This window comes from Achromobacter sp. 10T422 (assembly GCF_056394065.1).
Genome location: NZ_JBFTHD010000008.1, coordinates 94,790 through 120,007 on the forward strand (window position 1 = coordinate 94,790; position 25,218 = coordinate 120,007).

At 64.5% G+C, this 25,218-nt stretch carries 24 protein-coding genes and 1 riboswitch; of the genes, 12 read left to right on the forward strand and 12 right to left on the reverse strand.

The genetic code is table 11. From position 1 onward, the window contains the following. Nucleotides 1-263 precede the first annotated feature (263 nt). The gene (locus AC1DB0_RS22035) at nucleotides 264-599 is read right to left on the reverse strand and encodes an AzlD domain-containing protein (protein ID WP_054424541.1); all 336 of its coding nucleotides are present in this window, start codon (nucleotides 597-599) and stop codon (nucleotides 264-266) included. Beyond that, a complete protein-coding gene (locus AC1DB0_RS22040) occupies nucleotides 596-1,300 on the reverse strand; it encodes an AzlC family ABC transporter permease (RefSeq protein WP_156336695.1) in 705 nt (234 codons plus the stop codon). Before AC1DB0_RS22040 ends, AC1DB0_RS22035 begins: the two co-directional genes overlap by 4 nt. A gap of 275 nt (nucleotides 1,301-1,575) precedes the next feature. Here AC1DB0_RS22040 and AC1DB0_RS22045 point away from each other — a divergent pair, with 275 nt between their 5' ends. The 4 genes from AC1DB0_RS22045 to AC1DB0_RS22060 all read left to right on the forward strand — a co-directional run bounded on the left by AC1DB0_RS22045 (nucleotide 1,576) and on the right by AC1DB0_RS22060 (nucleotide 4,382). Next, nucleotides 1,576-2,496, forward strand: a complete 921-nt coding sequence (locus tag AC1DB0_RS22045; protein ID WP_175170817.1) for a branched-chain amino acid transaminase — start codon at nucleotides 1,576-1,578, stop codon at nucleotides 2,494-2,496. An 89-nt stretch (nucleotides 2,497-2,585) separates the two neighbouring features. Further along, nucleotides 2,586-2,804: a zinc-finger domain-containing protein gene (locus AC1DB0_RS22050; RefSeq protein ID WP_054424547.1), complete on the forward strand. Its 219-nt coding sequence runs from the start codon at nucleotides 2,586-2,588 to the stop codon at nucleotides 2,802-2,804. Between the two features lie 37 nt (nucleotides 2,805-2,841). Further along, on the forward strand, nucleotides 2,842-3,264 hold the full coding sequence (locus AC1DB0_RS22055) for a YybH family protein (protein WP_054424548.1): 423 nt from the start codon (nucleotides 2,842-2,844) through the stop codon (nucleotides 3,262-3,264). A 17-nt stretch (nucleotides 3,265-3,281) separates the two neighbouring features. Next, entirely contained in the window at nucleotides 3,282-4,382 is a 1,101-nt protein-coding gene (locus AC1DB0_RS22060; protein ID WP_476758738.1) for a YheT family hydrolase, read from the forward strand. A gap of 45 nt (nucleotides 4,383-4,427) precedes the next feature. Here the strand turns inward: AC1DB0_RS22060 and AC1DB0_RS22065 are convergent, their stop codons facing one another. Continuing rightward, nucleotides 4,428-5,951 (reverse strand): M48 family metalloprotease, encoded by a 1,524-nt coding sequence (locus tag AC1DB0_RS22065; protein ID WP_441370554.1) that lies wholly within the window; start codon nucleotides 5,949-5,951, stop codon nucleotides 4,428-4,430. A 57-nt stretch (nucleotides 5,952-6,008) separates the two neighbouring features. Here AC1DB0_RS22065 and galU point away from each other — a divergent pair, with 57 nt between their 5' ends. After that, nucleotides 6,009-6,860, forward strand: a complete 852-nt coding sequence (galU, locus tag AC1DB0_RS22070) for a UTP--glucose-1-phosphate uridylyltransferase GalU (protein ID WP_054424552.1) — start codon at nucleotides 6,009-6,011, stop codon at nucleotides 6,858-6,860. 12 nt (nucleotides 6,861-6,872) lie between these two features. Here galU and AC1DB0_RS22075 read toward each other — a convergent pair whose 3' ends face one another. The 5 genes from AC1DB0_RS22075 to AC1DB0_RS22095 all read right to left on the reverse strand — a co-directional run bounded on the left by AC1DB0_RS22075 (nucleotide 6,873) and on the right by AC1DB0_RS22095 (nucleotide 14,068). After that, nucleotides 6,873-7,745, reverse strand: coding sequence for a cytochrome c oxidase assembly protein (locus AC1DB0_RS22075; RefSeq protein ID WP_156336655.1), 873 nt, complete (start codon nucleotides 7,743-7,745; stop codon nucleotides 6,873-6,875). A 96-nt stretch (nucleotides 7,746-7,841) separates the two neighbouring features. Then, the gene (locus AC1DB0_RS22080) at nucleotides 7,842-8,948 is read right to left on the reverse strand and encodes a porin (protein WP_476757793.1); all 1,107 of its coding nucleotides are present in this window, start codon (nucleotides 8,946-8,948) and stop codon (nucleotides 7,842-7,844) included. Between the two features lie 50 nt (nucleotides 8,949-8,998). Continuing rightward, complete coding sequence (gene mgtA, locus AC1DB0_RS22085) at nucleotides 8,999-11,800, reverse strand: magnesium-translocating P-type ATPase (protein ID WP_476757794.1); 2,802 nt, start codon at nucleotides 11,798-11,800, stop codon at nucleotides 8,999-9,001. 430 nt (nucleotides 11,801-12,230) lie between these two features. Then, nucleotides 12,231-12,569 carry a hypothetical protein gene (locus tag AC1DB0_RS22090; protein WP_054424562.1) on the reverse strand — a complete coding sequence of 113 codons (339 nt, stop codon included), beginning with the start codon at nucleotides 12,567-12,569 and terminating at the stop codon, nucleotides 12,231-12,233. Nucleotides 12,570-13,051: 482 nt separating this feature from the next. Further along, on the reverse strand, nucleotides 13,052-14,068 hold the full coding sequence (locus tag AC1DB0_RS22095; protein WP_054424564.1) for a sodium:calcium antiporter: 1,017 nt from the start codon (nucleotides 14,066-14,068) through the stop codon (nucleotides 13,052-13,054). A gap of 79 nt (nucleotides 14,069-14,147) precedes the next feature. Continuing rightward, nucleotides 14,148-14,313: riboswitch (yybP-ykoY riboswitch) on the reverse strand. A 135-nt stretch (nucleotides 14,314-14,448) separates the two neighbouring features. Here AC1DB0_RS22095 and AC1DB0_RS22100 point away from each other — a divergent pair. Continuing rightward, the gene (locus AC1DB0_RS22100) at nucleotides 14,449-15,792 is read left to right on the forward strand and encodes an aminopeptidase P N-terminal domain-containing protein (RefSeq protein WP_342067621.1); all 1,344 of its coding nucleotides are present in this window, start codon (nucleotides 14,449-14,451) and stop codon (nucleotides 15,790-15,792) included. Between the two features lie 17 nt (nucleotides 15,793-15,809). On the opposite strand, the gene AC1DB0_RS22105 is transcribed toward AC1DB0_RS22100, so the two are convergent. Next, the gene (locus AC1DB0_RS22105; protein WP_054424569.1) at nucleotides 15,810-16,274 is read right to left on the reverse strand and encodes a TM2 domain-containing protein; all 465 of its coding nucleotides are present in this window, start codon (nucleotides 16,272-16,274) and stop codon (nucleotides 15,810-15,812) included. Nucleotides 16,275-16,353: 79 nt separating this feature from the next. Between AC1DB0_RS22105 and AC1DB0_RS22110 the strand changes: the two genes are divergently transcribed. From AC1DB0_RS22110 to ruvA, 6 genes are all read left to right on the forward strand, one after another. Continuing rightward, nucleotides 16,354-17,523 (forward strand): UbiH/UbiF/VisC/COQ6 family ubiquinone biosynthesis hydroxylase, encoded by a 1,170-nt coding sequence (locus AC1DB0_RS22110; protein WP_476757795.1) that lies wholly within the window; start codon nucleotides 16,354-16,356, stop codon nucleotides 17,521-17,523. A gap of 65 nt (nucleotides 17,524-17,588) precedes the next feature. Further along, the gene (gene dusB / locus AC1DB0_RS22115) at nucleotides 17,589-18,614 is read left to right on the forward strand and encodes a tRNA dihydrouridine synthase DusB (RefSeq protein ID WP_054424745.1); all 1,026 of its coding nucleotides are present in this window, start codon (nucleotides 17,589-17,591) and stop codon (nucleotides 18,612-18,614) included. Between the two features lie 36 nt (nucleotides 18,615-18,650). Next, nucleotides 18,651-18,890, forward strand: a complete 240-nt coding sequence (locus AC1DB0_RS22120; RefSeq protein ID WP_006217670.1) for a helix-turn-helix domain-containing protein — start codon at nucleotides 18,651-18,653, stop codon at nucleotides 18,888-18,890. A 103-nt stretch (nucleotides 18,891-18,993) separates the two neighbouring features. After that, complete coding sequence (gene purH / locus AC1DB0_RS22125; RefSeq protein ID WP_476757796.1) at nucleotides 18,994-20,583, forward strand: bifunctional phosphoribosylaminoimidazolecarboxamide formyltransferase/IMP cyclohydrolase; 1,590 nt, start codon at nucleotides 18,994-18,996, stop codon at nucleotides 20,581-20,583. Beyond that, nucleotides 20,583-21,131: a crossover junction endodeoxyribonuclease RuvC gene (ruvC, locus tag AC1DB0_RS22130; protein WP_175170812.1), complete on the forward strand. Its 549-nt coding sequence runs from the start codon at nucleotides 20,583-20,585 to the stop codon at nucleotides 21,129-21,131. Before purH ends, ruvC begins: the two co-directional genes overlap by 1 nt. Before the next feature lie 132 nt (nucleotides 21,132-21,263). Continuing rightward, on the forward strand, nucleotides 21,264-21,836 hold the full coding sequence (gene ruvA / locus AC1DB0_RS22135) for a Holliday junction branch migration protein RuvA (protein ID WP_476757797.1): 573 nt from the start codon (nucleotides 21,264-21,266) through the stop codon (nucleotides 21,834-21,836). 93 nt (nucleotides 21,837-21,929) lie between these two features. Here the strand turns inward: ruvA and AC1DB0_RS22140 are convergent, their stop codons facing one another. From AC1DB0_RS22140 to ruvB, 3 genes are all read right to left on the reverse strand, one after another. Beyond that, on the reverse strand, nucleotides 21,930-22,838 hold the full coding sequence (locus tag AC1DB0_RS22140) for a complex I NDUFA9 subunit family protein (protein ID WP_175170811.1): 909 nt from the start codon (nucleotides 22,836-22,838) through the stop codon (nucleotides 21,930-21,932). 117 nt (nucleotides 22,839-22,955) lie between these two features. Beyond that, nucleotides 22,956-23,921, reverse strand: coding sequence for a threo-3-hydroxy-L-aspartate ammonia-lyase (locus tag AC1DB0_RS22145; protein WP_054424578.1), 966 nt, complete (start codon nucleotides 23,919-23,921; stop codon nucleotides 22,956-22,958). 158 nt (nucleotides 23,922-24,079) lie between these two features. Beyond that, on the reverse strand, nucleotides 24,080-25,153 hold the full coding sequence (gene ruvB, locus AC1DB0_RS22150) for a Holliday junction branch migration DNA helicase RuvB (protein WP_054424579.1): 1,074 nt from the start codon (nucleotides 25,151-25,153) through the stop codon (nucleotides 24,080-24,082). Between the last annotated feature and the right edge of the window lie 65 nt (nucleotides 25,154-25,218).

A 25,218-nucleotide genomic window follows, 5' to 3' on the forward strand; every position in this document is an offset into this window, starting at 1 on the left:
CACTACATACGCATCGGGGCAATCTGAATGCGCGTGATCGCATCGCGATGGCACGCAAATCGCCGCGAAGCGCAATCGGCTTCGCGGGCAATCGGCGCCCTGCCTTGTTGGCCAGCGGGCGCATTCTTCGACTCGATACTTATGAGGGCAGTACCAGGCCCGGATTGCTGTGGATAACTTAATTTTAGCGCAGGCGCATTACCACACGCGCAAACGGCGCATGTGTCCATCAGATGGACGATATATGGCCGATACGGCGGGTGTCAGCCTGCCAGCCAGCGCAAGCCCCACAACACCAACATGCCAACGATGATCACCAGCACGGCGCTGCGAGTACGCAGAAAAACCAGAATAGCGATCAAACCCGCGACCAGCTTGTAGTCGAACACCGGGCCCAGGCCCGCTTTCCACGGTAACAGGTCAGGCACGACGATGGCGGTCAGTGCGGCTGCCGGCGCGTAGCGCAACGCGCGCCGCACGCCGTCCGGCAGGGGAATATAGTCGCCAAACAGCATGAAGCCCGCGCGCGTCAGCACGCTGCAAAAGGCCAGCAGCAGGATCGCACAATAGACGTAGATCTCGGAAGGCCAGAGGGTCATGGACGCGCCTTGAAGAATCGTTCAGCCCACATGCCGGCCACCACGCCGGCAATGACGGCCGCGGCCAGACCCAGCCGCAGGGGCAGCACCTGCCCGGTCCAGGCGACCACGCCGGCAGCCAGCATCGACACCAACATGGGCTTCGAGCTGGCCAGCGGCACCGTAATCGCCAACAGGGCCAGCACGGCGGCAAAGTCCAGCGACCAATTGGTGGGCACCATGGCGCCCAAATAGATGCCGACAATCGACGACGTTTGCCACACCAGCCAGCCCGGCCCGATAGTGCCCAGGAAAAACCACAGCTGCTCACGCGTGCCGCGCTCGGCTGAATCGCCAAAACGCGGCATGAACAGCACGAAGCCCATGTCGGTTGTGAAATAGCCCAGCCCCAGCCGCTTGGGCCAGGACAGATGCCGGAAATAGGGATGCAGCGCCGCGCCGAAGATGATGAAGCGCAGGTTCACCACGCAGCCCGCGGCAAAGATGAGCCACAGCGGCGCGCCCGTAGCGATTAGCGGCAACGAGGTGAGTTGCGCCGAACCGGCGTAGAGCAGCAGCGTCATGGCCAGCGCCATGGATTCGGTCAGACCGGATTTGACCATGGCCACGCCCGTCACCAGGCCCCAGGTCGCGGTGGCGATCAAGGCGGGCACGATGGCGTGGACACCGGCGCGAAACGCATTCAGGCGTTCCTGGCGGATGGCGTCGGCGCGCTGGCCGGGGTCTTCGGAGCCGGGGTCGTTGGAGCCAGGGCCTTCGGATTCAGGAAGCGCGGATTCAGAGGACAACGGCTGACCCCTGGCGATGCGGACAGGACGACATGGGAACTCTTACGGGTTGCGCGGGCCGAATGGCACCACGTGCACCACGCCGGTGCGCGGACAGGCAGTTATTGTAACCTCGCCGCTTGATACAATATGCGCCTCAAGATTCTTGGGCCGCTTGAAGATCCGGCGCGCTCTGTGTGGAGAAGACCATGTCGATGGCTGATCGCGACGGTTTCATCTGGTATGACGGCAAGCTCGTTCCGTGGCGCGACGCGACCACGCACGTCCTGACGCATTCCCTGCACTATGGCCTGTCCGTCTTTGAAGGCGTGCGCGCCTACAAGTCCGAGATCGGCACCGCCATCTTCCGTCTGGAAGACCACACAAACCGCCTCTTCAATTCCGCGCACATCTACCAGATTCCAATGCCCTTTGATCGCGACACGATCAATGAAGCGCAGCGGATGGTTGTGCGCGAAAACCAGCTGGAATCCGGCTACCTGCGCCCCTTGGTGTTCTACGGCCCGGAAAAAATGGGCGTGTCGCCTAAGGGCGCCCGTGTTCATGTGGCGATCGCCGCGTGGCCCTGGGGCGCGTATCTGGGCGAAGACGCGCTGTCGCAAGGTATCCGCGTCAAGGTCTCTTCGTTTGCGCGCCAGCACGTGAACGTCACGATGCCGCGCGCGAAAGTGGCCACCACCTACGCCAACTCCATCCTGGCCAACACCGAAGCCCTGCAAGACGGCTACGACGAAGCCCTGCTGCTGGACACCGAAGGCTTTGTGGCCGAAGGGTCTGGCGAAAATCTTTTCATCGTCAAGGACGGCGTGCTCTGCGAACCCGAAATCGCGTCCGCCCTGACTGGCATCACCCGCTCAACCATCCATGCGCTGGCCGCCGACTTCGGCTTGCGCGTGGTCACCAAACGACTGACGCGCGACGACGTCTACATCGCCGACGAGGCCTTCTTCACCGGTACGGCCGCGGAAGTCACGCCGATTCGCGAGGTCGACAACCGCCAGATCGGCGCCGGCCAGCGCGGACCCGTTACCGAGAAGTTGCAGAAAGCATTTTTTGACATGGTGAATGGCCGCATCCCGAAGTACCATCACTGGCTAAGTAAAGTCTGAAGTTTGACGCTGATCCGTGCGGCCTTGTCCCGACAAGCCGCAACATTGCCCCAACCTGCCGTTTATCGGTTCTTTTTTCAGGAATATCCATGACCGCTGCTGCCCCGGCCGCCGTCCCCCACGCTCACGAAGTCATTGAGGTCGGCGCTGAAGACCTGCCCGTGTTCTGCCCCGGCCCGAAGGCGCCGCTGTGGAGCATGCACCCCCGCGTCTTCCTGGATGTGGCCCGTTCCGGCTCCGCCAGCTGCGCCTACTGTGGCGCCGAGTACCGCCTGAAGGCCGGTACCGTGCTGCACGGCCACCACTAAACGCCCGCCGCACAACGCCTACCCGTCAGCCGCAGCCATGTTTGCCACGCCCGAAGAAGCCGAACACGCGTTCTACGAAGCCCTGGAACAGGGGGACAGTGTCCGTCTGATGCAGGTGTGGGCGGACGACGAAGAAGTCGTCTGCATCCACCCTGGCGGCCTGCGCATCGTCGGCCACTCGGCGGTGCACGAATCCTGGCAACAGGTGCTGGCCAATGGCCCGCTGCACGTCCGCCCGCTGCGCCCGCTGGTCATGCTCAGCATGATGTGCGCGGTGCACGTGCTGGTCGAACAGGTGGCCGTGCGGACACGGGAGGGCACGCAGTTCGCAAACTGCTACGCAACGAACATCTACCACAAGGGCCCCATCGGCTGGCGCATGGTCATGCACCATTCGTCGCCGGCGCCCACGGAAGCCGGGGTGCTCGATTTGCACGACGTACCCGACATGCTGCATTGAATCGGGTGGATTTTTAGTTGGCCGCTGCTCGTCTAGACACATCCCCCTGCCCCGTTCCCTCCTGGTTGCCAGGGGGCGACTCCCAAACCATTTACGCATCCGTGTTTGCGCAATACCACCGGATCGCCTTCGTGCGAGACCGCGTGGAAAMGCCAGATACCGATTTCGTGGATTTTGATTGGACGGGCCCAGGACTCTTTCCGCACAAGGCCGCCGACGGCGCGCCCGTCAGCGGACAGGGTCCTGTGGCCAACGGCAAGACCGCCGCGGCGCGGTGGATGACGGACGCCGACTGGAAGTCGCTGCCGCAAACGCCCGACACGCCGGCGCTGATTCTCTTCCACGGCCTGGAAGGCGGCAGCAATAGCCGCTATGCCCAATCCGTTGCGCATTACTTCCGCGCACGGGGTTGGATCGTCGTCATCGCGCACTTCCGGGGTTGCTCGGGCGTGCCGAACCGGCTGGCGCGCGCCTATTACTCGGGCGACTCCGCCGAGGTCGGCTTCCTGCTGGAAACGGTGCGCAGCCGCATCCCGCATGCGCGCTGGCATGCGGTGGGCGTATCGCTGGGCGGCAATGCATTGTTGAAGTACCTGGGTGAACACCAGGAAGACACCGGCTGGCTGACCGGCGCCGCGGGCGTTTCCGTGCCGCTGGACCTGGTCGCCTGCGGCAAGACATTGTCTACCGGGGTGTTCAACCGGCGCGTCTACAGCGCCCATTTCCTGAAGACGCTCAAGCACAAGGTGCTGGAAAAGGCGCACCGCTTTCCCGGCTCCATCGACGTGATGCGTATCGCGCACGCGCATGATCTGCGCGAATTCGACGACACCTACACCGCGCCGATGCACGGTTTCCGCAATGCGCTGGATTACTGGACGCGCGCGTCCAGCAAGCCCTGGCTGCCGAAAATTTCCGTGCCCACGCTGGTGCTCAACGCCCGCAATGACCCCTTCATTCCGGCGGCCTCATTGCCCAAGCCCGACGAATGCGCGCCGGTCATTCTGCTGCACCAGCCCACTGACGGCGGGCACGCCGGTTTTCCCACCGGCGCGTTCCCTGCGCATCTGAACTGGCTGCCGCAACGTTTGGGGCGTTTCTTCGAAACGGGCTTGTAAGCCGCGACCCGGCCCGGGGTGATCCCGGGGCCGGGTCCAACGACATCAACCCGACTTGAAGCGTTCCAGCAGCTGCCGTTCTTCGGCCAGCTTGTCTTTCACTTCCTTGATCTGCACGTCGATCTGCGATTGCTCGTAGAAATCGGTCGACAGGCCACGTGCCTGTTGCAGCTGAGATTCCGCAGCAGCAAAGGCGCCGGTCATGACGTAATAGCGCGCCAGATCGCGGCGCGCCTGCACGGGCTTGCCGTTGCGCTCTTCGCTTTGCGCCAGCATCTGGTACAGGCTGGGCTCGTCGCTGCCCCATTGTTTGATCTTCGCGCGCAGGTAGTCTTGCGCATCGGCATGACGGCCGTTGCTTTGCAGCGCCTGGGCATAGGCGATGCCCAATGCCCGCTGCTCGGGCCAGCGCTTGGTCGCCGCCTGGGCCAGCTCCAGCGCACGCGGATACTCCTTGCGCGCCAACGCGATATCCACACTCAGCTTGGCCAGTTGCGCCGAATTGCGCCCCCCCGCCGTGGCTAGGTTCCAGTAGCGGTCGGCTTCGGCCAGGTTGTTGCGCTGGAAGGCCTGCAAGGCCAGCCCGTAATAGGCGGCCGACTGGCGCACGCCAGACAGCGCCTGCGCCTCATCCTGCAATTGCTGGCCGGCCGAACGCAGGCTGACGGCATCTCGCCCCTGCACCACGCGCATCTTGGCGCGCACGTACCAGAAATCATCGCTGTCCACGTGACGGGATGCCGGAAGCGACCGCACACGGTTCTGGACGTCGGACATACGTTCTATGGACAACGGGTGCGTGCTGGCCCATGAACCGCCGCCCGCCCCTTCGTTCAGGCGCGATGCGTTCATCAGCCGCGAGAACATCTGCGACATGCCCTCGGCGTCGTAGCCCGCCTTGGTCAGCATCTGGAAGCCCGCGCGGTCAGCTTCGCGTTCAGCATCCCGCGAAAAGCCCAGTTGACGGTTGATGGCCGCGGCCTGCCCGAATGCCGCCACGCCCATTGCCAGGTTGCCGCCACCGCCAGCCAAAGCGGCCAGCAGCGCGCCGGCCAAGCTGGCCAGCATCACCATACTGTTCTGGCTTTGCTGCGTCATGCCACGCGCAATATGGCGCTGCACGACGTGGCCGATTTCGTGCGCCAGCACGGCGGCCAGTTCCGACTCACTGCCCGAAGACACGATCAGCCCCGTGTTCACGCCAATAAAGCCGCCGGGCATGGCGAACGCGTTGATCTCGGGGTCGCGCACGCCGAACATTTCCACATCCGGCACGGCGCCAGGCGCAAAGGCCGCCAGCTTGCGGCCCATCGTGGTCAGGTATTGGCTGAGTTCAGGGTCATCGACGTAAGTGGGATCGCGCCGGCCTTGCGACATGATGGCTTCGCCCAGGCTGCGTTCCAGCATGGGGGACAGCTCGGCGGCCGAGGCCGCGCCCATCGAGGGCAAGCCGACCGGCTGCGCCCAGGCGGCGGCCGGAATGGTGGGGGCGACGAGGGCGGCGCTGAGCCCGATGATCGCGCCTCGTTTCGCAATCGAGCAAATGGATGGCATTTTCCTGCGGTTCATAAGCCTATGATAGCGATGAGCTTAAAATGTTTCACCGATACCCCAAACGAGGTCTCAATGCGTCCCGTCCGTAAAGCCGTTTTCCCTGTCGCCGGCATGGGCACCCGCTTCCTGCCCGCCACCAAGGCGATGCCCAAGGAAATGCTGCCCGTGGTCGACAAGCCGTTGATTCAATATGCCGTTGAAGAGGCCGTGGCCGCTGGCATCACCGACCTTATTTTTGTGACCGGCCGCAACAAGCGCGCCATCGAAGACCACTTCGATTCCGCCCCCGAGCTTGAAACCGACTTGGAACTCAAAGGCAAGCACGAGCTGCTGGCCATGGTGCGGGGCATTCTACCTGCGCATGTGAATTGCCTCTACATCCGGCAATCGGCCCCGCTGGGTCTGGGCCACGCGGTACTGTCGGCCGCGCCCGCCGTGGGCGACGAGCCCTTTGCCGTGCTGCTGGCCGATGACCTGATCGACGCCGACACCCCCGCCATGAAACAGCTGGTGGACATTGCCGTTGCGCAGAACGCCAGCGTGCTGGGCGTGCAGGACGTGCCGCGCGCCGACACGCGCAAATACGGCATCGTGGCCACCCGCGAGGGCGAAGCCCAGCTGGATGCACGCACCGAACGCGTCACGCATATCGTTGAAAAACCGGAACCGGACGCCGCGCCGTCAACGCTGGCCGTTGTGGGCCGTTACGTGCTGGAAGCCGCCATCTTCGACCACCTGCGCTCCACCAAGATGGGCGCGGGCAACGAAATCCAGCTGACTGACGGCATTGCCTCGCTGATGCGCGAACGCGCCGTGTTTGCGCACCGCTTTGAGGGTGTGCGATACGACTGTGGCAACAAGGCCGGCATGTTCCAGGCCACCGTGGCGCTCGGCAAGAAATACCACGGGCTGCTGCCGGAATAAGCGGGTAGCGGTTTACGCGGACACCGCCGCGCGGGCCTTGGCTCGCGCGCGCGCATCCCGGTCAGCTTTGCGCAACCGTCCCTTGCCAGACAAGCGCATCAACGTACCCAGCGCCACCATCAGGCCGATCACTTCGACCAGCGCAGCCGGAATCCACATGGTCAGGCCGCCAATGGTCTGGTCGGTCTGGGCGGACATGGCAATCGCCCGGCCACACAATTCAAACAGGGGATAGATATCGCTTTCGGTGAAGGCGATGACGGCGCCCGCCACCATTTGCGGCAGCATCGTCAGCACGGGCGAGATCACGCGTCCGCCGGGCGTCATCGCGGCAGGCGGCGCGGGGCGGCGGTCCAGAATCAGGTTCCAGTACATGAACCCGCTGATGACTACCGACCAGTTCATCAGCCGGTACAGCCGCCAGTCCAGCATGGAATAAAACTGCACCGACGGAATCAGCCAGACCAGCACCAAAAAGACGAACAGCGTCGGCACGAAAATCTTGTTGGTCAGCACAGCCACCGTGGCGCGGCCTGCGCCCGTGCGCAGAAAGTCGCGCAGGCGGATGCGCCATGACATGGGCAACCCTGCCCGCATGACCTGCCCCGGAAAGGCCGCCATCACCAGCAGCGGCCCCAGATGGTGCAGCACCAAATGCTGGATGCGGTGGATGAAGAACATGCGCTCGGCGTAGTAGTCCACCCGCGTATGCATCGACAGGTACAACAGCACCAGCCCCGCCCAGAAGAACACGCGCCGCGCGCCCGTCACATGGTGGACGCGCTGGCCGCGCACGAACAGCACGATCGCCACTACGAAGGAGGCCACCAGCGTGGGAGAGAACTCCCAGGGTATGAGCCATTCGAGACTATCCATGCAGGCTATCCAGAAGACATCAGAAGGACGGGAAACGGCGCCAGGCGCTGCTACCCGCCGATTGTAGTGGACCCCGCCCGCCTCTGGTCCGGTGGGGCGGAGGGATCAAAAATGGTGCGAAATGCCGGCTCCAACACGGGTGGTGTGGGAGTTGGCGGGGTCAAACTGGTTGTCGAGCGTGTAATTCGACGCATATCCGGCAAAGCCATACAGCGTCGTCCGCGGCGACAGCGCATAGGTATAACCCAAGGTCACCAGTTGCGCATTGCGCGCCGTCATACCGTTGTCCCAACGCCAGTCCGGCCGCGCCAGCGACCATTGCAGCAATACCGCGCCCGGGCCCACCGGCGCACTTGCCCCCACCAGCCACGCATCGACCGTGCCGCCCCGCACAAAGGCGGCCGGCCCCAGGCCCAGCCCCAGGTCGTCGGGGTCGCCGCCATCCAGCCCCGCATAGCCGTTTTTCTGCCGCGACCAGGCAAGTGACAACTTCAGCACTTCGAAGTCATACGAGGCGCCCAGCTGAATCGCTTGCGGGCGCCCGCCGATGTCTTCCGGCGCATTGGCCAGCCGTAGCTGGTCGAAGGTGGCAACCGCCAACAGCGGGCCGCCTTCGTATTTCACGCCCATGCTCAACGCACGGTTGTTCTGATTGGTGCGGAATTGGCCTTGGTCATCGGCATCGAACGCATACCCAACGCCCGCCTGGAATCCGTTCCAGCTGGGCGACATGACGTTGACCATATTGCTGAATTGGAAATTGTCGGACGCCTTGAACGTGGCGCCCATGCCCATTTCCTTCCACGAGGCAATTTCCAGCGCATTGCCGAACTGCTGGCCGATGGTGTGCTGGCGTCCCAGCCGCAATTCGCCATACTCCTCGTGGCCCAGGCCCACCCAGGCGGCGTAATTGAAAAGCTTGCCGTCTTCTTCCAGCTTGCCGCTGGACGGATCGAACCCGCTTTCCAGCTGGAAGCGGCTACGCCAGCCGCCCCCTAAATCTTCGGCGCCCTGCAATCCCCACAGGGAATCCGTCAGACCGCCATTGAGCAGGCCGCTATGGCTGCCCTGCCCCGACACATGGGTGACGGCGACGCCCGCGTCCACCACGCCGTACAACTGCACGCCCAATCCGTCGTCATCGGCGGCGAATGCCGCAAGCGGCTGGCCCACGCAGCATGCCAGCGCCACCCCGCAAAATGCATGTTTCATGTTCTTCTCCTGACAGGCGGCAGGCGTCACGCCCACCGCCTCTGCACGATTTACTGCCAGCCGTAACGGCGGACCCAGATGCCCTTGAGCAGTTGCGTCAGAACGCAGTAGCTCAACAGAATGCCCACCAGCCAGGGGAAGTAGCTCCACGGCAGCGCCTGCAGCTGAAAGTATTCAGCCAAAGGCGAGAACGGCAGGATCAACCCGGCCAGCACCACCATCACCGTCATCAGCATCAATGGCCAGGCTGCGCGGCTTTGCAGGAAGGGAATACGGCGCGTACGAATCATATGCACAATCAAGGTTTGCGATAGCAGGCCTTCAACGAACCAGCCGGACTGGAATAGCGTCTGGTGCTCGGGCGCGTTGGCTTGGAACACGTACCACATCAACGCGTAGGTCGCGATGTCGAAGATGGAGCTGATCGGGCCAAAGAACACCATGAAGCGGCCCAGGCCATCCGGGTCCCATTGCTGCGGTTTTTTCAGGAGTTCTTCGTCGACATTGTCGAACGGAATGGCGGTTTGGGAGATGTCGTACATCAGATTCTGCAGCAGCAGATGGATGGGCAGCATCGGCAAAAAGGGCAGGAAGGCGCTGGCGACCAATACGGAAAACACGTTGCCGAAGTTGGAGCTGGCCGTCATCTTCAAGTACTTGAGCATGTTGCAGAAGGTCTTGCGGCCTTCGATGACGCCATCTTCCAGCACCATCAAGCTCTTTTCCAGCAGGATGATGTCGGCCGCTTCCTTCGAGATATCCACCGCCGAATCCACCGAAATGCCCACGTCGGCCGCGCGCAATGCCGGCGCGTCGTTGATGCCGTCACCCATGAAACCCACCGTATTGCCCTGGGCGCGCAGGCTGCGCACGATGCGCTCCTTGTGCGCGGGCGTCAGCCGGGCGAACACATTGGCTTCGCGCACGGCGGCAGCCAGCTGCGTATCGTCCATGGCTTCGATCTCGGCGCCCAGATACACCTTGCGGACGTCGAAATCGACTTCGCGGCAGACCTTCTGCGTGACCAACTCGACGTCGCCCGTCAGCACTTTCACTTCAATGCCCGATGCCTTCAGCGCCGCCAACGCGGGGCCGGTGGATTCTTTCGGGGGGTCGAGAAAGGCGATATACCCCACCAGCACCAGATCGGATTCATCGGCCACGCCATAGGTTTGCTGCGTAGGCGGCATTTCCTTCACGCCCACTGCAATCACGCGCAAGCCGTCGCGGTTGAGTTCGGCCGTCACCCGGCGGATGTCCGCCCGGCGCGCATCGGTCAGCAGATGGACGTCATTGCCCACCCGCAACCGCGTGCATGCCGACAGCATTTCTTCCAGCGCGCCTTTGCAGATCAGCTCGTGATGATCGCGGCCATTCTCGGTTTCGTTGACCACCACCGACATCCGCCGGCGCGAGAAATCAAACGGGATCTCGTCAACCTTGCGGTACTTGGCCGCCAGGTTCAGGCTGCGCTGCACTTCCGCGTGCTGCAACACCGCAACATCCAGCAGGTTCTTCAGACCGGTCTGGTAGTAGCTGTTCAGATAGGCATAGGCCAAGACATCGTCGCTGCTGGTGCCATAGACGTCGGTGTGGCGTTCCAGCACGATGCGGTCTTGCGTCAGCGTGCCGGTCTTGTCGGTGCACAGCACGTTCATCGCGCCCAGGTTCTGGATGGCGTCCAGCCGCTTGACCACAACTTTGCGGCGCGACATGCGCAAGGCGCCCTTGGCCAGCGTGGCCGTGACAATCATCGGCAGCATTTCGGGCGTGAGGCCCACGGCGATTGCCAGCGCAAACAGCAGCGCTTCCAGCCAATCGCCCTTGGTGAAGCCGTTGATCAGCATGACGATCGGCGCCATGACCAGCATGAAGCGGATCAGCACCCAGCTCACGCGGTTGATGCCCTGTTGAAACTGCGTGGGCGCTCGGGTGGTTTGCGTGACGCGGCCAGCCAGCTGGCCGAAATAGGTGTCGCCGCCCGTCGCAATGACCAGCGCGCTGCCCGACCCGCTGACCACGTTGGTGCCCATGAACGCCATGTTTTCCAGTTCCAGGGCGTTTGCCGTTTCCACGCGCTGGATGGCGTGCTTTTCAACCGGCAACGATTCACCGGTCAGCGCCGCCTGCGCAACGAACAGATCCTTGGCGTTGAGGATGCGGCAGTCGGCGGGGATCATATCGCCCGCGGACAGCAGCACGACGTCGCCGGGCACCAGCTCCGCCAATGGCACTTCCATCTGGTGGGAACCCGAATCGTGCAGCGGCGCGCCGAATAGACGCCGCCCGCTGCCATTTGCGGCCGGCGCTTGCGCGTCGGCACGCAGCACCGTGGCGGTGTTCTGCACCATGGCTTTCAGGGCCTCGGCCGCCCGGTTCGAGCGCAGTTCCTGCGCAAAGCGCAGCACCGTCGAAATGACGACCATCGAGCCGATGATGACAACCGCCGTCCAGGACTGGTCATCCGAGTCGGCCATCTGCACATCGGTCAGCCACGACAGGCCGGCCAACGCGGTCAGCAGCAGATTGAAGGGGTTGCGGTAGGACAGCCACAGGTGGGAATACCAGGACAGCGGCTTTTCGTGGTCGACCTCGTTGGCGCCATGGCGTTCACGCGCAGACTGCGCCTGCGCTTCGGACAGCCCGCCGCGTCCGCTGCCAAATCGTGAAAACAGGGCGTTTAGCCCCATGCTCGACAGGTCGAGCATGCGCCGGTTGGCGCGGCGGGACGTATCGGACTCGGCGGCGGCGGCGTGGGCGCCTTGTTCAAGAATGGGGGAACGCCGGAAATGGCGGCCAACGCGCCGCCGGCCCGCGGCGGACGAGAAAAAGGACTTCAGAAAGGTAAACATCGGAGTCTTCCGGTTTTTATTGTGTTGTTGTCGAAGACACGGGCACCCCGCCCGATGTGCTGCGCGCGGGCAGCAGCGGGCCGCAGCTTTCAAAGGAAAGCCTACAATCCGCCGCGTACGGGCGCGCGCAGGCACCGGGGCAATGTTGCCGGTGTCCGGATCGCGTGGAAGTCGCGCCGGGTGCGGAAAACGGAAGGGAAGCGAGCTAGGGAATCGAAACCGGCGCAAGCGGCGCGATCGTCAAGAAAGACGTCGGCCAAGCCGGGGATTCAATGCTGCGGAGTCCGTATGCGCCGGAAGAATGTCCGGCCAGTCGGCTCGCAGGGAGGAGACAGGTCAGACAGGCATGCCGGCGCCGTGCACATGGCGCAATCGAGGGTCAGGGTCTAAGGCACTGGGCATGATCTCTCTCTTGGGTGGACAGCGCCCGTCAGGCGGCCATTGCGGCGGTTTGCGCGCCGAAATGCACGTGACGAACGGCGGGGTTGGCGCTCAGGCGGCGCGCTTGCGACATCAATTCAGCCCGCAGCTCCGGGGGGCAATTGACGGTGATGCAAGCCGACGCGAGGTTCGGGTCGCGGCCTTGGTCAATCTGCACTTGCGAGACATCCAGGCCGGCGGCGCTGAAGTCCAGGCAGATCTGCTTGCGCAAGGCGCCCAGCTCGTCGCGCGGACAAATGACCGTCAAACGCGACGTGCCGCGACGGCGGCCCAGGGCGGTGGCGCGGTCTACGCCAGCGCGGCGTAGGAACAAGTCGAAGAAACGCATAACGACCTCCATTGCAAGAATGGGGAACGGTCATCGCGAGTACGCGTGCACGCGCAGACGCGGCGCATGGCGGGCGAACACAAGACGTGCACGAACGCTGGCGCTGCGACGAGCGGCGGTTCTGGCGGTTTATGCTGGGGAATGTCCCGGCAAGCCGAAGGCTTGCGCTATTGCCTGGGTAAAAACAAAGACCCGGGGCTTGGGATACGCCGCAACCTGTATGACAGGATGCGGCAGATGGAGCTCTGCGTGTTTCCTGTCAGACAGCGATGTCGATGCAAGATCGACTACTTTCGCCGGAATCGGTATTCACGAAGACTGCTCCTGAGATGGATAACAGGCGGAGTTTACGCGGGTTTCCACTGATGGACAAGGGTTGACCGCTTAATTGTGGGCCTATTTGCTTAAGAGGCAGCAAAAAGAATGCAAAAGCGGCGCAACGCCTACAGGCCCTGCGCCGCCGACTGCGTTGCGCCTAACAATCAGGCGTAGAAGTGCCAGCCCAGATAGGCCGCGAACAACGCATAGAACCCGCCCACCGCCGACAACGCCGGCACGCTCATGACCGAACGGCGGAAGCGCAGCCACAACAGCCCGATCGACAGCATCGTGAACAGGCCAGCGGCCAGCAACGGGGCGTCAAGCAGCCAGGGGGTCATGAAGATACCAAGCGCGCTGGGAATGGTGGCCTGGATCATCATCGCGCCCGAGATATTGGCCAGCGCCAGGCGTTCCTTGCCCTGGCGCACCCAGATCAGCGCATTCATGATTTCCGGCAGCTCGGTGGCGACTGGGGCCAGCAGCAAGGCGGCCACATGCGGCGATGCGCCCATCGCCACGCCCAGCACTTCAATCTGATTCACAAACACATGCGACGCGCCGGCGATGACCACCAGCGCCAGGATCGTCTGCGTGGCGGCCCAGAACATGGACGGGTCTTCGTCGCGGGGGCGCAGCTTCAGCGGCTCGAGGTCTTCGCTGTCGGTGCGTTCTTCGTCATGGCTCAGTTCGCGCTTGATATACAGGCCATACGTGGCCAGGAACAGGATGCCCAGCCAGGGTTTCCACGCGAAGGCCAGCAGGCCCAGCCCGACCTTGAAGATGAAGATGCCCATGAACCAGGCCTGGTCGCGGGCCAGCCGGCGCTGGTCCGCGTTGATACAGTTGGCCTGCAGGGTCTGACCACTGCGCTGCCCACGGCGGGCGCGCCACAGCGCAACACCGACTACGGCATACGCCAGCGTCGCCAGCACCAGGGGGCCGCCCATGGCGGCGCCGACGCCGATATCTTTCTGTTCAGGGGTCTCGCCGAACACGACGGCCATGAAGGTGACCGCGCTTTCAGGCAAGGCCGTGCCAAATGCGGCCAGCACGGTGCCGGTGGCGGTGGCGCCCAGGTGGAAGCGATGTCCAACCCATTCAACGCCATTGACGAAGAATTCGCAGGCGAAGTAAATCACTGCCGCGGACAGGAAAAACAAAAACAGCGTGAGCAACATAGGAACGAAGCCGGACGAGCAGAAACCAATTGGCGCGACGCTACGGCTCGCCCGGCTAGGGTGAACGCAACGCGGCCAAAGGTCTCGCCTGGCTGATCCATGCAGGCGGGCGGGCCGCTTGCATGGAAACCGTTAGCGCCATGGAGTTCTAGCAACCGCACCGCGGCCCTGAACCACCAAGTCTGTTGACGCTAACTCCTTTGGGGACAAAGGATGGCTACTCCCCAATGACAGAGCCGCGATTGTAGCAGCGCCAACATGACCGTCCAGTGAATCCCGGGCAGGCCGCACAGGTTCGCGCCGCACTGTTGTTTGCACGCGATAGCGGGGTAAAGTAGGCCGCATCCACAGCTTTCGCGGGGTTCGCGCCCCTGCCCGCCATGAGCCTGCCTCCCGCCGACATCATCCCCTTCGCCGCCCGGCGCCAACGCTTGATGGAGCGGATGCGCGCCGAAGGCGGGGGCATCGCCATCCTGCCGACCGCCCCCGAGGCGATACGCAACCGCGACGCCGAGTACCCCTACCGGCACGACAGCGACTTCTTCTACCTGACCGGATTCACCGAGCCGGCGGCATGGCTGGTGCTGATTGCGGGCGCGACCGACCGCGCGCTGCTGTTCTGCCGGGAACGCCACGTAGAGCATGAAATCTGGGAAGGTAAACGCTTCGGCCCCGAAGCCGCCGCCGCGCATTTTGGTTTCGACGACGCGCACCCCATCGACGCGCTGGATGAATTGGTGCCCAAGCTGATGCTGGATCACCCCACGCTGTACGCGCCGCTTGCGGGGGATAAACGCACTGACGGGCGCCTGCACCGCTGGCTGGCGTCGGCCCGCGAGGCCAGCCGCGCGGGCCATGCTCCGCCCTCGCGGCAACAGGACATCCGCCCTCTGCTGGCGGAAATGCGTCTGATCAAAGACCCCTCTGAAATCGCCGCGATGCGGCGCGCAGCGAAGATCTCGGCGGGCGCCCACGCGCGCGCCATGCGCGTTGCCCGAGCCGGCATGCACGAATATGAACTGGAAGCCGAGCTGCTGTATGAATTCCGCCGGCACGGCGCCCAGGCCGTCGCCTACAACAGCATCGTGGCCGCAGGCGCCAACGCCTGCGTGCTGCACTACCCCGCTGGCGAGGCCGTGCTGCGTGATGGCGATCTGGTGTTGATCGACGCCGGCTGCGAAGTCGACAGCTACGCCAGCGACATCACCCGCACGTTCCCCGTGAATGGCCGCTACAGCGGCCCGCAGCGCGCGTTGTATGACCTGACGGTAGCGGCGCAGGAAGCGGCGGCGGCGGCCACCGCGCCCGGCCGCAGCTTCAACGACGGCCACGAAGCCGCGCTGCGCGTGCTGGCGCAAGGCATGCTGGATCTGAAACTGTTGAAGGGGTCCCTGGACGGCGTGCTGGAATCCGGCGACTACAGCCGCTTCTACATGCATCGCACCGGCCATTGGCTGGGGCTGGACGTTCATGACGTGGGCGACTATCGCCAAGCAGGCGCGGCCCACGGCGCCGACCGCCCGTGGCGCACGCTGGAACGGGGCATGATGCTGACGATTGAACCCGGCATCTATGTGCGCCCTGCCGACGACGTGCCGGAAAGCTACTGGAACATCGGCATCCGCACCGAGGACGACGCGCTGGTCACGGACGAAGGCTGTGAATTGATCACCCGCGGCGTGCCGGTGCAAGCCAGCGAGATCGAAGCGCTGATGCGCGAATAGGCAATGCCGGGGGCGGCCTAGAGCACCAGGCCGTCCAGCCAGCCCATGGCCACCCAGACGTAGACCACCACCATGGCGATGGCGAACATCGACACGACCGAGCCCACCAGGCACGCCAGAATGGCGACCAGCACCGGCCCCCAGCCCGTGGCTGACGGGCGGCCGTGATCGGGGTTGTAGAGGCGGTCGAATTTCTCGTCGGACATCAGCGAGAACACCGCGCTTTCGATGAACCCGTCGATCATCGGAATGAACAGCAGGAAAAAGGCGGGGTTGTCGTACCAGACCGGATAGAACCGGAACGCGCAGAACAGGCTGACGACCGCCAGCAGCGTTACCAGCCACGCGTGGCGGCGACCCAGATACCACCAGTGGGCGCCCAGCCAGCCGAACAAGCAGGCCAATAAGCCCACCGCGACCTTGCCGCGCGGGCGGCGGGCGGATACGGCGGACAGCGAAGAGGAAGCCTGAACCTGCGTCATATCAATCAACCGGGAAGGTGGGCCGCGCGACCCGCCGCGCTGGCTGTCCGGGATTGTAGTGGACGGTTAAAATCGCGCCATGACTGCATCCGCCTTCGACATTGCGATTCTTGGCGCCGGCCCCGTGGGCCGCGTGCTGGCCCTGATGCTGGCGCGTGTGGCGCCGGACCCGGCCCGCATCGCCCTGCTGGCTGGCGCCGCGCCGGCCCCAGCCACGCCTGCCGCAGCGGTGCCTGCCGCCGACCCCCGCGTGCTGGCCATGAATCATGGCAGCCGCGTGCTGCTGGAAACCTTGCATGCCTGGCCGGATCGTTCGGCCGACATTCGCAACATCCACGTGTCGCAACGCGGCCGGCTGGGCCGCACCGTCATTCAACACACCGATTTCAACGTGCCGCAGCTGGGCAGCGTCGTGGCCTATGCCGGCCTGCACGCCAAGCTGGACGAATGCGTGGCTGCCAGTGGCGTCACCGTGCTGTCCGGCCCGGCTGCACAGGTTGACCGCCAGGACGCCGACGGCGTGCGCATCGTGCAAGGCGACAACACCTTGCTGTGCCAGATCGCCGTGCAGTCCGACGGCGCAGGCGCCACCGACGTGCGCCGCGATTACGATCAACACGCCGTGCTGACCACTGCGCACGCCACCTTGCCGCGCCGCGGCTGGGCTTGGGAACGCTTTACGTCTGAAGGCCCGCTGGCCTTGCTGCCGCACCCGCAGACGCCTGACGCGTACTCGGTGGTGTGGTGCAGCGCGCCCGAACGCGCCGCGGAACTCGCCGCGCTGGACAACGCCGCCTTCTCGAAGGCGCTGTCGGAAGCGTTTGGCGACCGGCTGGGCCGGTTGTCCAGCCAAGCGCCGCGTCACGTCTTCCCCTTGGCGCTGGCCGCCCGCCGCGCCCAAGTGCAAGGCCGCGTGGCCGCCATCGGCAATGCCGCGCAAACCCTGCACCCGGTGGCGGGCCAGGGCCTGAACCTGGGGCTGCGCGACGCCGCCCGGCTGGCGCAAACGCTTGCCGGCTGGCTGGCGCAACCCGACACCAGCCCCACCCTGCTGCTGGCCGACTTTGCCCAGGCGCGCCAATTCGACCGCATCATCACCGCCGGCCTGACCGATTTGATGCCCCGGGTGTTCGCCACCGGCTTGGCCCCGGTCGAACACGCCTGCGGCCTGGCTTTATTGGGGATGGATCTGGCGTCCCCGCTGCGCGCCCCGCTGGCGCAACATCTGCTGCAAGGCTTTCGCGCCTGAGGCTTGTTACCAAGCTGTCGGCCCCTGAAAAAGGGGGGTCTGATCGAGCCGGTTAAAATGTGACCATGCGCATAGGCCAATGGACCCTTCCCAACAACGTGCTTGTCGCTCCCATGGCGGGAGTGACGGACCGTCCGTTCCGACAACTTTGCAAGAAGTTGGGGGCGGGTTACGCCGTATCCGAGATGGCGGCCAGCAACCCCAAGCTGTGGGATAGCGTCAAAACGTCCCGCCGCCTGAACCACGATGGCGAAATCGCCCCCATTTCCGTGCAGATTGCGGGTGCCGACCCGGCCATGATGGCCGAAGCGGCCGTTTTCAACGCCGGCAAGGGCGCGCGCATCATCGATATCAACATGGGCTGCCCCGTGAAGAAGGTCTGTAATGTGGCCTCGGGGTCCGCGCTGCTGCGCCACGAAGACCTGATCGTCCGCATCCTGGACGCCGTCGTGTCGGCCTGCGCCCCGCTGGGGGTGCCGGTTACGCTGAAGACGCGCACAGGCTGGGACCGCGATAGCCGCAACGCCTTGCGCGTGGCGAAGCTGGCCGAAAATGCCGGCATCGCCGCCCTGACCTTGCATGGCCGCACCCGCGCCGACCTCTATACGGGCGAGGCGGAATATGACACTATCCGCGCCGTCAAGGCCGAGCTGAATATCCCCGTGATCGCCAACGGAGATATCGACTCGCCTGAAAAAGCCAAGCACGTCCTGGATTACACTGGCGCCGACGCGGTCATGATTGGCCGGGCGGCCCAAGGCCGTCCCTGGATTTTCCGCGAAGTCGACCACTACCTGCGCACGGGCGAAACACTGGCCCCTCCCTCTTACGGGGAAATGCGCGAGCTGCTGCTCGAACATCTCGACGACCATTACCGGTTCTATGGCGAGCACACCGGCGTACGTACGGCGCGCAAGCATATTGGCTGGTATCTGGACGGCCTGCCGGGCGCGGATTCGTTCTGCGCCCGCATGAACCTGATCGACAATACCCGCGACCAGTGGCGGGCGGTGTCGGATTGGTTCGACACTCTCTCGCGCGACGGCGAGACCCACCCGGCGCCGGTCGCAGAAGCCCTGCTGGCGGCATAACCGCCTCAACACCAACATAAAAATATCTGTACTCAAATGAGCAAGAAAGATGTCCTGGAAGAATGCGTGCGCGCCAGTCTGGAGCGCTATTTCGAAGACTTGGGTGAATCCGAGCCCCACGATATGTGGGACATGGTGATGCGCTGTGTCGAGCGCCCGGTGCTTGAAGTGGCGCTGGAGCGTTCGGGCGGCAACCAGTCGCGGGCATCTGAAATGCTGGGCATCACCCGCAACACCCTGCGCAAGAAGTTGCTGGCGCACAATATCCAGGTATAGCTTTCCCGCGTGGCCGGCCCCTGCCGGGTGCTGGCCGCCCCTTCGCAGATTTCCCATCCCGACCTGAACGAGAAAGGCGCACCGCCCGACTCCCGTCCCCACCATGAAAATCGAAACCGCCCTGCTTTCGGTGTCCGACAAGACCGGCATCGTTGAATTTGCCCGCGCCCTAGCTACGCGTGGCGTGCGCCTGCTGTCGACCGGCGGCACCGCCAAGCTGCTGGCCGACTCCGGCCTGACCGTCACCGAAGTGGCTGCCCACACGGGTTCGCCGGAAATCCTGGATGGCCGCGTCAAGACGCTGCACCCCAAGATTCACGGCGGCCTGCTGGCCCGCCGCGACAGCGCCGAGCACATGGACACCATCAAGGCGGCGGGTATCGATCGCATCGACATGCTGGTGGTCAACCTGTATCCGTTCCGCGAAACCGTCGCCAAGCCGGATTGCACGTTCGCTGACGCGGTTGAGAACATCGACATCGGTGGCCCGGCCATGCTGCGCGCCGCCGCCAAGAACCATGGCACCGAAGCCGGTGGCGTGACGGTCGTGATCGACCCGGTCGACTATTCGCGCGTGCTGTCCGAAATGGACAAGAACGGCAGCACCTCGTACGGCCTGCGCCTGGCGCTGGCCTCGAAGGTCTACGCCCACACGGCCGCGTACGACGGCGCCATCGCCGCCTACCTGACCAGCCTGACCGACGCCGAACCGGCGCAGGAAGCCGTGCCCGCCCGCAACGAATGGCCCGGCACGCTGACCCTGCAGGTCAAGCAGGAGCAGGCGCTGCGCTACGGCGAGAACCCGCACCAGACCGCTGCTTTCTACGTGGACGCCCAGCGTCCGGCCGGCCTGCTGGGCAACTACCGCCAGCTGCAGGGCAAGGAACTGTCCTACAACAACATCGCCGACGCCGACGCCGCATGGGAATGCGCGCGCAGCTTCGACGTGCCGGCCTGCGTCATCGTCAAGCATGCCAACCCCTGCGGCGTGGCCGTGGCGGCTGACACGCTGGGCGCCTACCAGCAAGCCTTCAAGACCGACCCGACTTCCGCTTTCGGCGGCATCATCGCCTTCAACCGCCCGGTTGACGCCGCGACCGCCGAAGCCGTTAGCGGCCAGTTCATGGAAGTGCTGCTGGCCCCGGCCTACGACGGCGCCGCCTTGGCCATTCTGGCCGCCAAGAAGAACGTGCGCGTGCTGGAAGTGCCGATGGGCGTGGGCCAGAACGCCCTGGACATCAAGCGCGTGGGCGGCGGCTGGCTGGTGCAAAGCCCGGACGCCTACAACGTGCCGCGCGATGCGCTCAAGGTGGTCAGCAAGCGCCAGCCCACCGAACAGGAAATGAACGACCTGGCATTCGCCTGGAAGGTCGCCAAGTACGTCAAGTCCAACGCCATCGTGTTTGTGGGCGGCGGCATGACGCTCGGCGTGGGCGCCGGCCAGATGAGCCGTATCGACTCGGCCCGCATCGCATCGATCAAGGCGGAAAACGCCGGCCTGACCCTGAAGGGTTCGGCCGTGGCGTCGGACGCGTTCTTCCCGTTCCGCGACGGCCTGGACGTGGTGGTGGCCGCCGGCGCAACCTGCGTGATCCAGCCCGGTGGCAGCATGCGTGACGACGAAGTCATCGCCGCGGCCGACGAGCACGGCATCGCCATGGTGCTGACCGGCACCCGCCACTTCCGCCACTGATGCGCGTTCTCGGCATCGATCCCGGCTTGCGCCGCACCGGCTTCGGTGTGATCGATGCCGACGGCTCCCGGCTGCGTTACGTGGCCAGCGGGACCATCGTGGTCCCGCCGGCGCTGACGCTGGCCGAACGCCTGAAAGTCATCCTGGACAATCTGCGCCAGGTGGCGCACGACACCAAACCCGATGTCGCCGCGCTTGAAATCGTCTTCATGAATACCAACCCCGCGTCCACCCTGCTCTTGGGTCAGGCACGCGGCGCGGCGTTGTGTGCGCTGGCCGATAGTTCGCTGGCGGTGCACGAGTACACCGCCTTGCAGATCAAGAAAGCCGTGGTGGGCACCGGACGCGCCGCCAAAGAGCAGGTGCAGATGATGGTCCAGCACTTGCTGGCGCTGGATGGCACGCCCGCCCCTGACTCCGCTGACGCCTTGGCCTGCGCCATCTGCCACGCCCACGTCGGCCCGCTGCAAGACAAGCTGGAACGCCTGGGCACGACGCTGCGCATGAGCGGCAAGACGCGCATCCGCAATGGGCGCTTGATCGGCTGATCGCGCCGCGCGCAATCGGTCTGCGACCCTCTGCATCATCCCCGCACGATCCACGCGCGCCCCTCGCGCGTATAGAATGCCCGCATTCGCCGCGCATTCTGCGGCCTCATTTTTTACCAGGCCATCATCACCATGATCGGACGCATCACCGGAACCCTGATCGAAAAACTGCCGCCCACCATTTGCGTGGACGTAGGCGGTCTGGGCTATGACATCGACGTGCCCATGAGCACGCTGTATTCGCTGCCGGAAACCGGCGCGCGCGTCACGCTGTACACGCACCTGACGGTGCGCGAAGACGCGCATATTCTGTATGGCTTCGGCACGGCGGGTGAACGCAGCGCGTTCCGCGAACTGATCAAGGTCAGCGGAATTGGGGCGCGCACGGCGCTGTCGGTGCTGTCTGGCATGTCGGTGGCGGATTTGGCGCAGGCTATTACGCTGCAGGAATCGGGCCGCTTGACCCGCGTGCCGGGTATCGGCAAGAAGACTGCTGAACGCCTGCTGCTGGAAATGCGCGGCAAGTTGGGCGCGGATATTGGCGCGGCATCGCATGCCACGCTGGATAATCAGTCGGATATTTTGAACGCGCTGCTGGCGCTGGGGTATTCGGAGAAAGAATCGCTGTCGGCGCTGAAGACGCTACCTGAAGGCGTGGGCGTGTCCGACGGGATCAAGCAGGCGCTGAAGGCGTTGGTGCGCTGATGGCGGCTTGATTGCTTGCTTGGAGCGCTGCTTGATGGGTTGCGCGCGTTCAGCTTTTGCTTTTTTTGGCGATTGTTTCGCACTTCACCCCCGCTACAGGTAGCGGGGGGCGACGGCTTCCAGGCCTGTGGGCACCACGTGCAGTTCGGGGGCGATCGGCCCGGCGCAGATGTTGTCTCGGCGCAGGGAATCCAGGTTGTCGCGCGACATCAGCGGGGTGCCTGGCATGCATTCAAACAAGCGCGCCTGCATGCGGCCCACGCCCATCGGCATGGTGATCACCGGGCGGGGATGGCCGCTCCAGGCGGCGCACAGCCGCGCAATCTCGCCCAGCGTGTAGACCTGCGGGCCACCTAGCTCATAGATTTTTCCGCACGTGTGGGTGTTGCCCAGCGCGGAGGTCATCGCGGCGACCACATCGCCCACATAGACCGGCTGCATGCGCACGTGCGCCCCCGCCAGCGGCAGCACGGGCAGCCAGCGCGCCAGCCTGGCGAACATATTCGTGAAGTTATCGTCGGCGCCAAAGATCACCGATGGCCGGAAGATCGTCCAACCGGCGTCATTGGCGGCTTGAAATTCTTTTTGGATGGCCGCTTCGCCGTCGCCCTTGGAGCGCTGATACATGCTGTCGCCCTGGGAGTCTGCCCCCAGCGCGCTGACGTGAAGCAAGCGGTGTACGCCCTGGCGCACGCATGCCTGGGCAATGCGCTGCGGCAAATGCACATGCGCGCGCGCAAAGTCCGATCCATACGGCTGGCCCGTGTTGCCGTGCAGGATGCCCACCAGGTTCACGACCACGTCGCAGCCGCGTACCAGCTCGTTCAGCGCGGCATCGTCATGGATGTCGGACTGAATCAGGGTAACGGTGGGAAATACTTGCAGTTCACTGCCCCGCGCCAACAGGCGGGTGGGCACGATGATCTGGTGCAGGTCGCCGGACAATCGGGCAATCAGATGACGGCCAAGGAAACCGGTGCCGCCGATGACAAGGATACGCATGCCGCAGCCCCCTGTTTGTCAGGATCGAGATTCGATTCTGCCCTGCACGGGCGACAACCGCAAGCACGTATCCGCGCGACGGTTCGGCGGCCCGGCTGGCGGGCCGCCTCCTGCGCATCAGGACGCCAGCAACTTGGCGTAAGCCGGAAGGTCGACGTTGCCGCCGCTGATGATGACGCCGACCCGCGCGCCCTGCACCGGCACCACGTTCTGCATGACCGCGGCCGCCGCCAGGCAGCCCGTGGGCTCCACCACCATCTTCATGCGTTCGGCGAAGAACTTCATGGTGGTGACCAATTGCGCATCCGTCACCGTGACAATATCGCGCACATGCTTCTGGATGAGCGGGAACGTCAGATTGCCCAGGTGCGTGGTGGCCGCGCCATCAGCCAGCGTCTTGGGCGCCGGGATGCGGACGATTTCACCCTTGCGCAAGGACTGCTGGCCATCGTTGCCGGCTTCGGGCTCAACGCCGTAGACCAGGCAGCGCGGGCTGAGCGCAAACGCCGACAAGGCCGAACCCGACAACAGGCCACCGCCGCCCAGGCACACAAACAGATAGTCCAGTTCGCCTACTTCTTCGAACAATTCCTTGGCCGCCGTGCCTTGGCCGGTGATCACGTCTTCGTGGTCGTAAGGCGGAATCAGCGTGGCTCCGGTTTCGGCCTGGATGCGCAGGGCGATCTGTTCGCGGTCTTCGGTATAGCGGTCATAGGTGACGATCTTGCCACCGTAGCCTTCCGTTGCCGCGCGCTTGGCCGCGGGGGCGTCCAGCGGCATGATGATCGTGGCCTGCACGCCTTGCAGCTTGGAGGCCAGCGCAATGGCCTGCGCATGATTGCCCGACGAGAACGTCACGACGCCTGCGGCGCGCTGTTCAGGGGTCAGGCGCGCGATGGCGTTATAGCCTCCGCGGAACTTGAAGGCGCCCATGCGCTGGAAGTTTTCGCACTTGAAGAAGACGGACGCGCCGCTGATGGCGTCGGCGGTCGTCGAGGTCAAGACGGGCGTACGGTGGGCGTTGCCGGCCAGGCGCTCGCTGGCGCGGACCACATCATCATAGGTAGGCAATTCGGGCAGCATGGAATCCGGTCCTTTGATCGCGGGAATGTCGAAACCCTCGGATCATAAACCTGTCACGCGAGTGCGCGCCACGCGGAATGCGCGCCACGCGAAATGCGCGCCACACAGAATACGTGCCACGCTAAATGCGCGCGACACAAAATGCGCGCTGCGCGCGCCTACTTGCCGAAGAGTTCACCGCTGCCGGTGGACACGCCGGCAGGCGGCGTCAGGCCCAGATGGCGCCATGTGGTCAACGTGGCCGTGCGGCCGCGCGGCGTGCGTTGCAGGTAGCCGTGCTGGATCAGGTACGGTTCGATGACGTCTTCGATCGTGTCGCGCTCTTCGCCGATGGCGGCGGCCAGGCTGTCCACACCCACCGGCCCGCCGTCGAACTTGTGGATGATGGCTTCAAGCAGCTTGCGGTCCATCAGGTCCAAACCTTGCGGGTCCACTTCCAGCATGGCCAACGCGCGGCCGGCAACGTCCGCATCGATAGTGCCGCTGGCCTTGACCTCGGCATAGTCGCGCACACGGCGCAACAGGCGGTTGGCGATACGGGGCGTGCCACGGGCGCGGCGCGCCACTTCGGCTGCGCCGTCAGGCGTGATGCCCGCGTTGAGCAGACCCGCGCTGCGCGTCACGATGTGGCCAAGGTCAGTGGCGTTGTAGAACTCAAGCCGGGACACGATGCCGAAACGGTCGCGCAACGGATTGGTCAACATGCCCGCGCGCGTGGTGGCGCCCACCAGCGTGAACGGTTGCAGGTCCAGCTTCACGCTGCGCGCGGCCGGGCCTTCGCCGATCAGGATGTCGATCTGAAAATCTTCAAGCGCCGGGTAGAGAATTTCCTCGACCACTGGCGACAGGCGATGGATTTCATCGATGAACAGAACGTCGTTCTTTTCCAGGTTGGTCAGCAGCGCGGCCAAGTCGCCCGGACGCTCCAGCACCGGGCCGGACGTCTGGCGCAATTGCACGCCCATTTCGTGCGCAATGATGTGGGCCAGCGTGGTCTTGCCCAGGCCCGGGGGGCCGAACAGCAGCACGTGGTCCAAGGCCTCGCCGCGCTTGCGGGCGGCGGCGATGAAGATCTCGAGCTGTTCGCGCGCACGCTGCTGGCCAACGTATTCCTGAAGCGCCTTGGGACGCAAGGCGCGTTCGATCGATTCCTCGTTGGGCGACACCGGTTGAGGCGCCACGATACGGGGCGCGTCGGGACGGGAGGACAGGGAATCGGACTGAATGGCCATGGTGCGGAAACGACAAGGGAAGAAGCAGGATGCATCGTACCGTATGGAGGGGTCCACCAGGGGCC